The organism is Pseudodesulfovibrio sp. 5S69 (assembly GCF_037094465.1).
In the GTDB taxonomy this organism is placed as follows: Bacteria; Desulfobacterota; Desulfovibrionia; order Desulfovibrionales; family Desulfovibrionaceae; genus Pseudodesulfovibrio; species Pseudodesulfovibrio methanolicus.
On the sequence record NZ_CP146609.1, the window covers coordinates 3613748 to 3627848 of the forward strand.

Sequence of the window (14101 nt, forward strand, 5' to 3'; positions counted from 1 at the left end):
ACGCCATGAACATTCTCTTCCTGTGCACCGGCAACTCGTGCCGCAGCCAGATGGCCGAAGGCTGGGCCAAGGCTCTCAAGGCCGACGAATTCACGGCCTGGTCCGCCGGGGTGGAGACCCACGGCCTGAACCCGCTGGCCGTGCAGGTCATGGCCGAGGCGGGCGTGGACATCTCCGGGCACACGTCCAAGCTGACCACCGACCTGCCCGAGGACGTGGACTTCGACTACGTGGTCACGGTCTGCGGACACGCCAATGAGAACTGCCCCTATTTCCCGGCCAGGACCAAGGTGGTCCACGTCGGTTTCGACGACCCGCCGGCCCTGGCCAAGACACTGGACGACGAGGCCGAAATCCTGGACGTGTACCGCCGCGTGCGCGACGAGATCAAGGCTTTTGTCCAAGGGCTGCCCGGCTCCCTGGAGGACCCGGACGGCCACTGAGGAGTGCAACATGAAAAAGCACTTGCGGAAACTGATCCGGTCCTGGTCGCCCCTGAGCGCCTGGACCAGCTGCATCAGTGTCGGAGCAAGCGGTGAACTCCGCTTCTCCCTGTTCGCCTAGGCAATACGAAAACCGAACATACGACAAGGCCCGGCGGGATTCCCGCCGGGCCTTCGCTTTCATGGGGAAAGGAGTTCCGGTCAGCCTGCGCGCAGGGGCAGAGCCACCCGGACACAGGGGATACCGCGTGCGCTGATATCCAGCACGGCGATGACCCGGAAGGTCCGCCCGTTCCGCCGGACCGCGCTGGGCCGCACCTCGCAGGGGAAGGTGGTCCCGTTCTTGGGCAGGACCACGGATTCGTAGGCCTCCTCCCTCAGACGGATGCTGCGTTCGACCCGTTCCCGGTGGTCCTCGCGGGCCAGATCCAGGCCGGAGAGACGCATGATCTCCTCGTCCGAATAGCCGAACATGCGGCGCGCCGCGCGGTTCTGGCCGATACAGCCCCCGTTCTTCGAAAGAAAGATCGCCTCGAAGGCGGCATCGGAAAGAACACGCTACAATTCGTCCCCGTGCGGCTGCCCGCGAGCGAAGCCTCGGTCACGAGGCAACCGGCCCTGGCGACGGCACGTCCCATCCATATCCCCAAGGCGTTCCACCCTGGGCTTTCTCCTGTCTGACGGCATCCTCCACCTCTGAAACATATATTCATACCATCAGACATAAGCTCAACCACATTGCCGTCGGGAATTGAAGGCCCGCAACGGTTCCCGGCCGCATAGCCCGGTGCGCGAGCCGCCCTTTCACCCACCGCCGAAATCCGTCCGGAACCCGTCTAAAACATTACGGAACAAAAGCACTTTTCAGGCGATGTTAATTGCGATTAACAAGCAAAAAATCACCTCGTACAGTAAATAAAAAATCAATTTTTGACATGATGAATTTATTCCGATAATATCCAAATTTGTAATTCCATGATGCACATTAAAAACTGTTGTTTTCAAACTGTAACAAAAAATAGCAACGCTAATACAGTAATAAATTAGATACTACAGTTATAGTACTCTAATACAAAAAGTTGTTGCAACAATTCAGAACTGTACTATCGATAAAACAACATAAAGATTCGTGCACAAATAAAATTTACATGTCACGGACCTCGAAATGCCATAGCGGGCCGGGAATCCCGTCCGCACGCCGACCTCGCGCGGCCATCCCTCGCGGTCTCCGCGATCGGGTTTCCCACTTCTGAATCCATTTCGACAGTCTTTTTCCGGATGCTCCCACACCCTTCGGCGCGGGGCGTCCGTCGCCACTTTCAACGGAGTAACAATGGGACAAATCAGCGTAGAAAATCTTTACAAAATTTTCGGGAGCAAACCCCGGAAGGGCCTTGAAATGCTCGAACAGGGGTTCGACAAGGCCGCGGTGCTGGAAAAGACCGGCATGACGGTGGGCGTGAACAACGCCTCATTCACCATCGAGGATGGCGAGATCTTCGTCATCATGGGCTTGTCCGGATCGGGCAAGTCCACCATCGTGCGCATGCTCAACCGGCTCATCGAGCCCACGTCCGGGCGGGTCCTGGTCAACGGCGAGGACGTCACCGCCATGGACGACGACGAGTTGGTCAAGTTCCGGCTGCACAACATGAGCATGGTCTTCCAGTCGTTCGCGCTCATGCCGCACCAGACCGTGCTGGACAACGCCGCCTTCGGCCTGGAGCTGGCCGGGGTGGACAAGGAGAAACGGCACGAACGCGCCCGCGAGGCCCTGGCCCAGGTCGGCCTGACCGGGTGGGAAGACCAATATCCCAAACAGCTTTCCGGGGGCATGCAGCAGCGCGTGGGCTTGGCCCGCGGGCTGGCCGTCGACCCCGAAATCCTGCTCATGGACGAGGCCTTCTCCGCTCTAGACCCGCTCATCCGCACCGAGATGCAGGATGAACTGATCAAGCTCCAGGAGGAGCAGCAGCGGACCATCGTGTTCATCTCCCACGATCTGGACGAGGCCCTGCGCATCGGCGACCGCATCGCCATCATGGAAGGCGGCAACGTGGTCCAGGTGGGCACGCCGGACGATATCCTGCAAAACCCGGCCAACGACTACGTGCGCGCCTTTTTCCGCGGCGTGGATCCCACCGGGGTCATCAGCGCGGGCGACATCGTGCGCGACACCCACCCGACCATCACCGTAACCAAAATGGGCGGCGGCCTGCGCACGGCCCAGGAAATCCTGAGCGGCAGCGAACTGGAGTACGGGTACGTGCTCGACTCCAAGCACCGCTTCCTCGGCGTGATCTCCACCGAGGGCATCCGCAACGCACTCGAAGCGGGCCTGCCGGAAAAACCCCTCAGCCAAGTCTTCCTGACCGAGGCCCAAGCCGTGCACCGCGACGACTCCATGCAGGACATCCTGCCGCTGGTGGCCGACGCTACCTGGCCCATTCCGGTGGTGGACGACGCAGGCCGCTACCTCGGCGTGGTCTCCAAGAACCGGTTCCTCAAGACCCTGCACAAGACGGAAGTCGCCCTTTCCGACGGAGGTGAGCAATAATGTTTCAAGACGCGATCATCCCCCTGGACCAATGGGTCTCGGTGGCCGTGGAATGGTTGGTGGACAACTACCGTGAATTCTTCCAGATGCTCAAATGGCCGGTGGACTGGCTGTTGAGCGGCTTCGAGCACGGCCTGACCAATGTGCACCCGCTCGTGGTCATCGTCATCGTCTGCTTCCTGGCCTGGAAGTTCTCCGGCAAGCGGCTGGCCGTTTTCTCCCTGGCCTCCCTGCTCCTGGTGGGCTTCCTGGGCCTGTGGGAGGACACCATGATCACCCTGGCCATGGTCCTGTCGTCCGTGGTCATCTGTGCCGTGATCGGCATCCCGCTCGGGATCATGTCCGGCCGCAGCGACCGCTTCGAAGCCGGGCTCAGGCCCGTGCTCGACGCGATGCAGACCACGCCCGCGTTCGTCTACCTCGTGCCCATCGTCATGCTCTTTTCCGTGGGCAACGTGGCCGGTGTGCTGGCCACCATCATCTTCGCCCTGCCCCCGATCATCCGGTTGACCGGACTGGGCATCCGCCAGGTTCATCCGGAGTTGGTGGAAGCGGCGCAGGCCTTCGGGGCCACCCGCTGGCAGGTCCTTATCAAGGTCCAGATTCCCCTGGCCATGCCGACCATCCTGGCCGGCCTGAACCAGACCATCATGATGGCCCTGTCCATGGTCGTCATCGCCGCGCTCATCGGCGCGGGCGGGCTCGGCTCACCGGTCATCCTCGGGCTGAACACCCTTGATATCGGACGCGCCGTGGTCGGCGGCCTGGGCATCGTCCTCATGGCCATCGTCCTGGACCGAATCACCCAGTCAATGGCACAAAAGAAATAAACCGCTACAAATCGAGGTATCATCATGAAACTGTTCAAGCGATCTCTACTGACCGCACTGTTCGCGGTCCTCGTTGCCACATCAGCAATGGCCTCGGGAATGAAACCCGGCGAAGGCGTCACGCTCCGTCCCGCTCGCGCCACCTGGAACACGGGTTTCTTCCAGGAAGCCCTGGCCCGGCGCGGGCTGGAAGAACTCGGCTACGATGTACAAAAACCCAAGGACCTGACGAACCCCATCGCTTATAAGTCCATTTACCTTGGAGACATCGACTACTGGTGCAACGGCAACTTCCCGCTGCACACGCCCCAGCTTCCCAAGAATTTTGAGAAGCGGGCCGTGATCCTGGACCCGATTATCAAAGCCGGCGGCATGCAGGGCTATCTGGTGTCCAAGAAGGAAGTCGAGAAGTTCAACATCAAGTCTCTGGAAGACTTCAAACGCCCCGAAGTGATCAAGGCGTTCGACCTCAATGGCGACGGCAAGGCCGACCTGACCGCCTGCCCTCCGGGCTGGGGTTGTGAGAAAGTCATTGCCAAGCACATGAAAATCTACGGCCTGGGCGATTATATCAAACCCAGCAAGGCTTCTTACGAAGCGGGCATGGCTGCGGCGTTGGGCGCGTACAAGTCCGGCCAGCCGGTCTTCTTCTATACCTGGACACCCAACTGGACCGTATACAAGTTCAAGCCCGGCAAAGACGTCATGTGGATCAATGTCCCCGAAAAGGGTGACACCGGCAGCGTCGTCTCCGGCGTGACCGGCGCCGTCACCGACCCCCTGCGTCCGGGCTTCGTGGTCTACGACATCACCGTTGTGGCCAATAAGAAGTTTCTGGAGAAGAACCCGGCAGCCGCCACCTTCCTCAAAAACTTCAAGCTGACCATCAATGACGTCAGTGCCCAGAACACCCGCATGAACGAAGGCGAAAAGTCCGATCGCGACATCGCCAAACATGTGGACGAGTGGATCGCCGCCCACCAGGATACCTGGAACGGCTGGCTCGACGCCGCCCGCAAGGCCGCAATGTAGTTGACAAGGGAAGCTTCCCGAGTACGGGAGGCTTCCTTTTTTTACCCCTATATGCCCCGGAAACGGGGTTGTCTCTGGCCTGATATTCAGAAGTCACTAGGGCTAATCAGTAACCAAGGAGTGTGTATGCATCGTATCCTCATGCTTGTCCTTTCAATTGTCTTTATCGCAAGTAACGCCATGGCAATGAACATGACCCCCGGCAAGGGCGTCACCGTCCAGCCCGCACGGGCCACCTGGAACACCGGCTTCTTCCAGGAAGCACTGGTCCGCAAGGGGCTTGAAGCGCTCGGCTATGAAGTCAAAAAGCCTCGCGACCTGACCAACCCCATTTTTTATAAGTCCGTCGCACTAGGCGACGTGGACTACTGGACCAACGGCTGGTTCCCCATGCACAACGCCCAGCTGCCCAAGAACTTCGACCAGAAGGCGCAGAAGATCGGCTATGTCGCCAAGGCCGGCGGCATGCAGGGCTACCTGGTGTCCAAGCGCGATGCCGACAAATACAACATCAAGTCCTTGGACGACTTCAAACGGCCCGAGGTCATGAAGGCCTTCGACACCAACGGCGACGGCAAGGCCGACCTGACCGCCTGCCCCCCGGGCTGGGGCTGCGAACAGGTCATCGCCCACCACATGAAGGTCTATGGCCTGGACAAGTACATCAACCTGATCAAGGCCTCCTATGAAGCGGGCATGGCCGCCGAACTCGGCACGTACAAGTCCGGCGGGCCCGTCTTCTTCTACACCTGGACGCCCAACTGGACCGTGTACAAGTTCAAGCCCGGCAAGGACGTGGTCTGGATCAACGTCCCCGAGATCGAGCCCACCAAAGCCCAGGCCACCAATGCCGACCGCATGACCGTGTCCGGCGTCGAAGGCGCTGTCTCCGACCCGCTCAAGGCCGGGTTCGTGGTCTCAGACATCCGCGCCGTGGCCAACAAGGAATTCCTCGAAAAGAACCCGGCTGCCGCCAAGTTCCTGGAACTCTTCACCCTCCCCCTGGCCGACATCAACGCCCAGAACACCCGCATGAGCGAAGGCGAAAAGTCCGACAAGGACATCGCCAAGCATGCGGACGAATGGATCGCCAACAACCAGGACAAATGGAACGCCTGGCTCAAGGCCGCCCGCGAAGCAGCCATGTAGCTTTGTTTGACTGACGAAAAATGCGGCGGCCCCTTTTGGGGCCGCCCTTTTTTTTGCCGATGAGCCCCAGGACGGAGCGAACCAAAGCCTGTCCCGAAGTCGCAAGTACGACGGGAAAGAGAGAGCCGCCGGCGGGTGCTGCGCACCCGGATCGCTTCCAAAAGAAGGAAGGCCTCCGACTTATTGATGGGTCGGAGGCCCTTCTGGTGCGCCCGCACTGCGAAGCGGCGCTGAAAAGTTTAGGAGGGTGAGAGAGGATGGGGGTCCGGGGGAGGCGGAGAGAGGAAGCCCTTTTCAAAGGGTTCCCCTCTCTCCCCTTCCCCCCGCCGCCGGAGGCTCCTTACTCGCTCGTCAGTTCGTAGCGGGTGGAGGGGCCTTTGCCTGTTTTGGTCAGGAGGCCCCGTTTGACGAAGTCCTGGAGGTCGTAGATGGCGGTGCGGGTGGGCAGGTTGCCGCCGACCAGGTCCTGGTATTCCTTGCGGGTGATGGTGCCCTGCCTGCGGATGACGTCCCAGGCTTCTTTCTGCCGGGGGTTGAGGCCGGAGTCGGCTTCGGGCGCGGCGGGCTGCGCCGCCGGGGCCGGGGGGGCGTCCGGGGCCGGGGCGTGCGCGGTATTGCCGTTGAGGGATTCCGCGGGTTGGGGCTGGACGGGCCAGGTCTGAAAATCGCTCTCCAGACGGATTTCCTCGGGCTGGATCACATCGGTCTCGGCCATGACCGCGGCGCGGGTGATGCAGTTGACCAGTTCGCGGACGTTGCCGGGCCAGTCGTGGGACACGAGCTTGGCCAGGGCCCCCTTGCTCAGGTCCAGGTGCTCGCGCCCGGCCAGGGCCTCCGCCTGCTTGAGATAGTAGACGGACAACAGGGAGATGTTCTCACGGTTCTCGCGCAGGGCGGGCGTGTTGATGGAGATGACCTTGAGGCGGTAGTAGAGGTCCTCGCGGAAGGTCTTGTCCTCGATGAGGGACGGGATGTCCACGTTGGTGGCGGCCAGGATGCGCACGTCCACGGCGACCTCGCGGTCGCTGCCCAGCGGCTTGACCTTGCGCGAGGCGAGCGCCCGGAGCAGGGACTGCTGGACCTTGGGGGAGGCGGACTGGATCTCGTCCAGGAAGAGGATGCCGCCGTCGGCCTCGACGAACGCGCCGTTGCGGTCCTCCTTGGCCTCGGAAAAGGCCCCCTTGACGTGGCCGAACAGGGCGTCGAGGAGCAGGTTCTCGTCCAGTGCCCCGCAGTTGATGGAGATGAACGGACTGCCTGCCCGGTTGGAGTGGGCATGGATGGCCTCGGCCACCAGTTGCTTGCCGGTGCCGGTTTCTCCCGCGATGAGCACGTCCACGTCCACCTGGGCGGCCTTGAGGATGTTGACCTTGAGGTTGGCCGTGGCCGGGCCCACGCCCACGATCTCCGGGATGCGGCTCAGTTCGTTTTCGACCAGAAGCTCCCGGTCGCGGTCCAGGGAGGCGCGCTCCCGCTTGTTCACGTTGAGGATGGCCTCGTCCTTGGCCTGGATCTCGACCACCTGCTGTTTGACCCGGCGGATGATGTTGTTGATGGACTCCTGGAGCACGGTGATGTCGTAGCCGCTGTACGGCAGATGAATTTCCTCCATCTCCTCCAATGAATTCAAAGTATTCATACGCGCTGCCAGCTCGCGGATAGGCTTGGTCAGGATGCGCCCGAACAGGAAGATGAGGATGGAGATGACCACGATGCCGCCGATGGTCACGAAGAGCATGACGTCCATGTTCTTGTATCCCGCGATGATCGGCAACTGGCTGCGGTCCACGAAGACCACGCCGCCATAGACCGCCGGCGGCCCGGCCGGGTCGGTCCGGAACAGGACCGGGGCGTAGCTGAAATAGTGGAAATCCACGCCGGACTGCTGCGCGCGCCTCTCGGTTACACGGTCCAGGCCGTTCTCGCCCTTGTCCATGGCGGCCACGGCACCCCAGTAGAGGGCGTATTTTTCGTTGGGCCGGAACGCGGCCGCATTGCCGGGCTTGCCCAGGGAACCGTCGAAGCCCTCGCGGGCCAGATAGGTGGTCAGCTCGCGCCCCTGCTTGTCGTAATCCTCGGACTGAAAAAGCATCCACCCATCATGATTGAGAAAATAGCTGAACCGAAGTTCGTCGCTGCGGGGATAGGCCCACAGGGGCGACTTGCGCGAATTGTACCAGGAGAGAATATTGCGCAGGGTGGTCGCCTCCACGGACAGGAAGAGCAGGCCCGGAGGCTCGGCGCCGTTTCCGGGACAGGCGGTGTAGAAACGGACCACGTTGGCCGTCGTGTATCGGTTGGCGCTGTCCTTGGTGGGCATGGGATAGGAGACCTCAAGAACGTCCGAGGCCGCCACGTGGCCCGGCTTGAGGGTTGTCAGGCGGTCCAGTTCGGCAAACGGATTGGGCCGCACCCGGTCCAGGGTGTCCGGAGCGACCGTCCGGACGGTCCCGTCCTGACGGATGAGGACCACGGGCTCCCCGCCCGAGGCCGGGAGATAGCATAGTTCGAGGTACGGCTTGCCGCCCGCCTTTATGAGCCGGGCAAAGGCGTCGCGCAGACTCGCCGCGTCGGTGCGGCCCCCGGCGAAGAAAAGCAGGTCCGTGCGGCAGCCGTCCAGGTACTGCTCCATCTCGTGGGCCACGGCCATGGTGTTTTGGCGCACGGTCCGGCTCAGTGCGATGTCGATGAATTCGTCGGAGACCCGATAGGAGGCCCAACCCGTGAACAGAAGGATGCACACGATGGAAGGCATCAGGGCCAGGAGCAGCTTGCCCCGCAGTCCGAGCCTGCGCACCAGGCCGGGCAGGTGTCTCCGTATCCAGTCCGACATCCGGGAACCCGAGGTGGAAAATGACGGCATTGCAACCTCCATCGCTTGCTTGCGGCGGTTCCACGGATGACCGCCGCCTCAGATGTTTTTGCCGTTATGCTGCTCGGAGCCCCTTTGTCAAATCCTTTTCGGCACGATGGTTGCTAAATACTCCACGACGCCATCATGCGTGGCGTGAATTTTGCGCGATTTTTTAACTATTTGTAATAAATAATTATTTAAAAGACATCTTGCAAAAAAATCAGGCAGAGAAACCATGGCCAAGCAAAAGACCCTTTGCGGGATTCACAGGCTCCTCCTCGTCACTATGATCGTCATCCCGGCGATCCCCCTGCTCATATCGGCAGCCATCGGGTTCTACTCCTTTGCCGGGGCGTCCAAGCGGTTCGCCGTTTCCTCCATCCGCCAGGCCGCCGTGGACCGGACCGCGCTGATCGACGAATTCCTCCATGAGCGGCGCAGTGATCTGGAGTCGTTTCTAACCCTGCTGCCCGAGGACGCCCTGCGCGGCCCCAGGGCCCAGGCGGAGGTGACGGCCTGGCTGCACTCCGGCGGCCAGGTCTTCCAGGACATGGGGCTCATCGACCCGCAGGGCAGGCACGCGGCCTATGCGGGGCCCTTCGGCCTGGCCGGCAAGGACTACCGGGACGCGGACTGGTACAGGGAGGCTCTGCAAAACGGCTATTTCATCAGCGACGTGTATCTCGGCTACCGCAAGGTGCCCCACTTCGTCATCGCCGTGACCCGGCGCATCGCCGGCCAGGTCTGGACGCTACGGGCCACGGTCAACCCGACCGTCTTCGGCAACATGGTCAACGCGCCGGGCATCGGCGACACCGGCGAGGCGTACATCATCAATCGGAAGGGGCTGTTCCAGACCAACCGGCGGTCCGGCGGCGCCCTGCTCGAACGCGACGGCTATCCCTACCCGGCCCAGAACGAAAACCTTGTTTCCTTCACAGGCTCGGACGGCGGCGAGGACTACCTGTTCGCCTCGGCCCGCCTCAACGACGGCAAGTGGCGGCTCATCGTCCGCCAAAAGGAGGAGGAGGCCTTCCAGACCGTCGTCATGGCGGGCTACACGGTTATCCTCGTGCTGCTCTGCGGCGGGGCGGTCATCGTAGTCCTTGCCCTCGTCGTCAGTCGCCGCCTGTCCGAGACCCTGCGCGGCCAGGCCGAGGCGGTCAGCAAGCTGGAAGGCCAGTTGCTCCAGGCCGCCCGGCTGGCCGAACTGGGTGAGATGGCCGCGGGCTTCGCCCACGAGATCAACAACCCGTTGCAGATCATGAAGACCGACCTGGCCCTGCTGGAGCTGACCCTGAAGGACGTCACCGACGTATGCGCCAACCGGGAGGCCTGCGACGAACTCAAGGAGATCGCCGACCAGTTCCAGATTCAGATCGGGCGGTGCGCGGCGATTACCCGCGAGATACTGCGCTTCGGGCGGCAGGACGCCCCGCACGTGGAGGATATGGACCTGGCCGAATTCCTGCCCAAGGTCGGGGCCATGGTCCAGAACAAGGCCCAGGTCAACGGCATCGACGTGACCTGCGAGGTGGCCCCGGACATACCGGCCGTCCTGGCCGATCCGGGCCAGTTGCAGCAGGTCATGATCAACCTCCTGAACAACGCCATCCACGCGGTCGTGGAGCGGCACGGGTCAAAGGGCGGGCGCATAGACGTGGTGGCCCGCCGCGACGACCGGAGCCGGGCGGTTATCACCGTGACCGACAACGGCAGCGGCATCAATCAGGAGAGCCTGTCCAAGATATTCATGCCCTTTTTCACCACCAAGGCGCCCGGCCAGGGCACGGGGTTGGGCCTGTCCGTCTGTCACTCGATCATCGACTCCCTGGGCGGGGAGCTGACCGTGTCCAGCACAAAGGGCGAAGGCACGACCTTCACCGTTCGTATCCCCGGCAAGAGTGCGTAAGTCCGTCCTCCTCCCGGGACGGGACCCCATCGGGGGACGGGGCTTCGGACCCGTCCCCCGTCATTTTCAGCAGGGCCACGCGGGTCATCCTGCCGATCTCGTCCAGGTAGGCCGGATAGCGCGTCAGGTAGAAGGACAGCCCCTTGGCGAAGTTGCGCCCCACCAACCCGTCCACGAAGAGCATGGACACGGACTGTTCCTCGCGCAGAATCTGCTGCGAGGCCAGGAACACGTCCACCTCGTCCTCGGACATGGCCTCCAGGGCCTGGCGCAGCGCTTCCCGGGCGCGCGGCTTGTAGGCCATGATGTAGAGCAGGTCCAGGGCGTTGGCGATGACCTCGGGCACGTGGTTGAAGTTCGATTTCCGTGAGAAGTCGATGAACTCGGCGGGCCGGTTGAGCATGCCGAGCATATCCCTGGTGGGAAAGGCTATCTCCAGGCGCGAGTATATCTCGAAAACCTGGCGGAGCTTTTCGGAATAGTCCCAGCGGCGCATGGCGATGTTCCGTCTGCGATCCGCAAACCCTTCGATGACCCCGGCCACGCAGTCCGAGGCCAGCTTGGAGATGACCGCCGCCCACAGTTGCAGCACGGCCATGGGGTCGGCCGAGCCGGCCAGGACCAGCATGCCCTGGATCGCCCAGTTGAAGAGCATGGCGATGGGGATGGACAGGACGCTACGGAAGAAATTGGCCGCGGCCGCCTCCCGGGGCAACCCCCGGACCACATTATGGGTCGAGATGTACACCCCGTTGGTCAGGGCCATGATGGTATAGAGCAGCAGCGGGTTGGTGGAGGTGGTCACCCCGAACCCCTGGTCCAGGACCACGGACTTGCACAGCCAGTCGAGCAGGGGCACGGAAAAGCCCGTATAGAGCAGGGATTCCGAGATGCGCTCCCAGTCGACGTAATCGTTCCAGGCCAGAAATGGCGAGCGCCTGAGCCCGCCGCCGCCGAGCACGGACTGGATGACGTTGCGCAGCCCGGTGATGGAGAACCAGATGACTCCGCCCAGGTAGGCCAGGACCCACCAGTCCTTGGTCAGGTAGAAGGTCAGGAAGGCGGGAATGAACCCGGCCAGGATCTTGAGCACGTTCTTGAGCCCGGTGTTCAGGTGCCCCGGCGAGGGACGGCGCTTGCAGGAGTCCTCGGACTCGAACAGGGTCAGGCCGTTGCCCCGATGCCGCTTGCCGCCCAGGGCGATGACGTTGCCGCCCGTGGCGGTCACCGTGTATCCCTCCACGCGCCACCGGCTGCACATCCGGCAGACCAGCCTACGCAGGCCGGATATCTGCGCGGCCATGTGGACCAGCCCGCTCCAGACCCCCTTTGTCTGCCGGGGCATAACGTATTCGTTGGACCGGATGGCCGTGCCCTGCACCGGAATGCGGTCGTCGGGCCTGAGCCGCGCGGCCTCGCGCTGGGCCCGCAGGGGCAGGGTCTCCAGGACCGCGAAGCCCATGCCGTGGGTCCGGGTCGACCGACCCGTGGAGCCGGAACCGATGCTCGTGCCCAGCGGCACCCGCCGGTAGAATTCGAGGAGCCTGTCGAACCGCTCCAACAGCCCTTCCAGAACGCGCAGCCGGTCCTCGCTGTCCGGTCCGCCCCGCTCGTGGACGGAATCCATGCACCCCCGGATGAGCCGCTTGAGCTTGACCGCGTTCTGCTCGTTGAGGGCCTGCTGCAACTGGCTGAAGGGCATGCGCAGCCGGGTCTGGCCCGGATCGAGGTGCTTGGTGTTGAAGACCTCCAGGTGGGTGATCCGGCCCTGGCACTGGAACAGGATTTCCAGGGCGTCCTCCAGTTCGAGGTCGGCCAGGATCAGGGTCAGGTGACTGGAGTGGGCGGTCTGGCGCAGCCGGGCGGTCAGTTCGCCCGGGGTCAGGGAGAGGAGCGCGGGCATGCCCTCGCCGCGTGGCAGGTCCGGGTCCGGGATGTCGCGGTTTTCCTCCGGGGAAAGATAGCGGGCCACCAGGGTGTCCACGTCCAGGGCGTCCAGGGACTCCACCTGCATGGCGATGGCCGCCTTGGCGTCGTAGTCGGCCTCGTCGAACCCCTGGCGCAGGGCGGCCACCCGTTCTTCGAAGAGCGGCATGGCCAGGGCGTGGATGTAGTTGCCCAGGTGCAGGACGGAGGGCTGGTCCACGCCCACGGCGGCGACCATGTCCTCATATTTGATGGGCGGCAGCATGACCCCGAACTCCTGGCGGATGGACTGCCGGTGGCGCTCGTTGTAGGCCTCGATCACGGCCCGGACATACTCGGAGCGGGCCGCGCGCACCTCCCTGCCCTGCTCCATGAGATCGCGCACGGCGTCCACCCGGAACAGGCTCTCGATGTCGAGATCGTCCCGCAGCCCGCCGGGGCACCAGACGATCTTGACGAACCGGCCCCGGTGCATGGCCCGGTACTCGATCCCGATGCGCACCTTGATGCCCAGGATGGCGGCCGAGGCCAGCAACTCCCTGGCCACGGGCAGGTCCACGCAGTCGTAGTAGACCACGGTCAGATAGCGGATGCCCTTGATCCAGGCGTCCATGACCAGATGGGTGGCGGACTTGCGCCCCTTGCTGTTGGCGTCGTGCACGCGGTCGTCAAAGGCGATCTGGTTCCACTCCTCGGGCATCTCCAGAAGGTGGTAGCGGCGCATCTGCTCGCGCAGGAAGCTGATTTTCCCGGCCGCGACCCGGCGGAAATCGTGGGCCAGGGCCAGTTGCCGGCAGCGGTCGCCCTTGGCCCGGACCAGCTCCTTGCCGATCTGGACCAGTACACGCGCCCGGTTGTTGCGCATGGCCCCCTTGGCCGCGGTCAGGGTCTCGTCCCGCAGGGCGATGAGCGCCTTGGTCCTGTCCGAGGCTTGGTCCGACTTCAGGGATTCGAGCAAGTGCATGATGGCATAGGCGATGCGCAATCCCCTGTCCGCTGCCAGTTCCTTGATGCCGTGCGGCTTCAAGTAGGGCTCGAGCAGGGTCTTGAACTGCGCCTTGTCCACGCCCCGATTCAACACATCTTCTACTATTTCAAGCAGTTTATGATCATTTTTATCGTAATACAACGAAGGCATGAAAGACCACGCTCCTTGGTCGCAAGAACCTTTTTCGTGACACAAACGTAACATAGCCTAGCAGTATCCATGCCTCCCGTCATGTGGGATGTGCGGGCTCGGGCCGAATTTTTCCAGCCATCCCTTGGGGCTGTAGACCTTCGCCCCGTCCCGGCACGGCCCCGGATATCCCCCTGCTCGGCCCCCACGGCCCGATTTTGCGCGCAATATCATCTCGCAAAGCTGTCACGCAATCTATTTTGCAAGAAAATATTCTAACA

Annotated in this window: 9 protein-coding genes; 6 read left to right on the forward strand and 3 right to left on the reverse strand. The window is 62.6% G+C overall.

Annotated elements, in window-relative coordinates; genetic code table 11:
- Positions 1-5 precede the first annotated feature (5 nt).
- Positions 6-443 carry an arsenate reductase ArsC gene (locus V8V93_RS16990; protein WP_338667814.1) on the forward strand — a complete coding sequence of 146 codons (438 nt, stop codon included), beginning with the start codon at positions 6-8 and terminating at the stop codon, positions 441-443.
- Between the two features lie 201 nt (positions 444-644).
- On the opposite strand, the gene V8V93_RS16995 is transcribed toward V8V93_RS16990, so the two are convergent.
- Entirely contained in the window at positions 645-917 is a 273-nt protein-coding gene (locus tag V8V93_RS16995) for a PAS domain S-box protein (RefSeq protein WP_338667815.1), read from the reverse strand.
- Between the two features lie 859 nt (positions 918-1776).
- Here V8V93_RS16995 and proV point away from each other — a divergent pair.
- From proV to proX (V8V93_RS17015), 4 genes are all read left to right on the forward strand, one after another.
- A complete protein-coding gene (gene proV / locus V8V93_RS17000) occupies positions 1777-3000 on the forward strand; it encodes a glycine betaine/L-proline ABC transporter ATP-binding protein ProV (protein ID WP_338667816.1) in 1224 nt (407 codons plus the stop codon).
- On the forward strand, positions 3000-3830 hold the full coding sequence (locus tag V8V93_RS17005; RefSeq protein ID WP_338667817.1) for an ABC transporter permease: 831 nt from the start codon (positions 3000-3002) through the stop codon (positions 3828-3830). The genes proV and V8V93_RS17005 overlap by 1 nt, the downstream gene beginning before the upstream one ends.
- Before the next feature lie 24 nt (positions 3831-3854).
- Entirely contained in the window at positions 3855-4862 is a 1008-nt protein-coding gene (proX, locus tag V8V93_RS17010) for a glycine betaine/L-proline ABC transporter substrate-binding protein ProX (protein WP_338667818.1), read from the forward strand.
- Positions 4863-5042: 180 nt separating this feature from the next.
- Positions 5043-6011, forward strand: coding sequence for a glycine betaine/L-proline ABC transporter substrate-binding protein ProX (proX, locus tag V8V93_RS17015; RefSeq protein ID WP_338667819.1), 969 nt, complete (start codon positions 5043-5045; stop codon positions 6009-6011).
- 340 nt (positions 6012-6351) lie between these two features.
- Here proX (V8V93_RS17015) and V8V93_RS17020 read toward each other — a convergent pair whose 3' ends face one another.
- Positions 6352-8874, reverse strand: a complete 2523-nt coding sequence (locus V8V93_RS17020) for a sigma-54 dependent transcriptional regulator (protein ID WP_338667821.1) — start codon at positions 8872-8874, stop codon at positions 6352-6354.
- Positions 8875-9100: 226 nt separating this feature from the next.
- Here V8V93_RS17020 and V8V93_RS17025 point away from each other — a divergent pair, with 226 nt between their 5' ends.
- The gene (locus V8V93_RS17025) at positions 9101-10777 is read left to right on the forward strand and encodes a sensor histidine kinase (protein WP_338667822.1); all 1677 of its coding nucleotides are present in this window, start codon (positions 9101-9103) and stop codon (positions 10775-10777) included.
- Here the strand turns inward: V8V93_RS17025 and V8V93_RS17030 are convergent.
- Positions 10746-13841 (reverse strand): hypothetical protein, encoded by a 3096-nt coding sequence (locus V8V93_RS17030; protein WP_338667823.1) that lies wholly within the window; start codon positions 13839-13841, stop codon positions 10746-10748. The two genes, V8V93_RS17025 and V8V93_RS17030, sit on opposite strands and share 32 nt — an antisense overlap.
- Positions 13842-14101 lie beyond the last annotated feature (260 nt).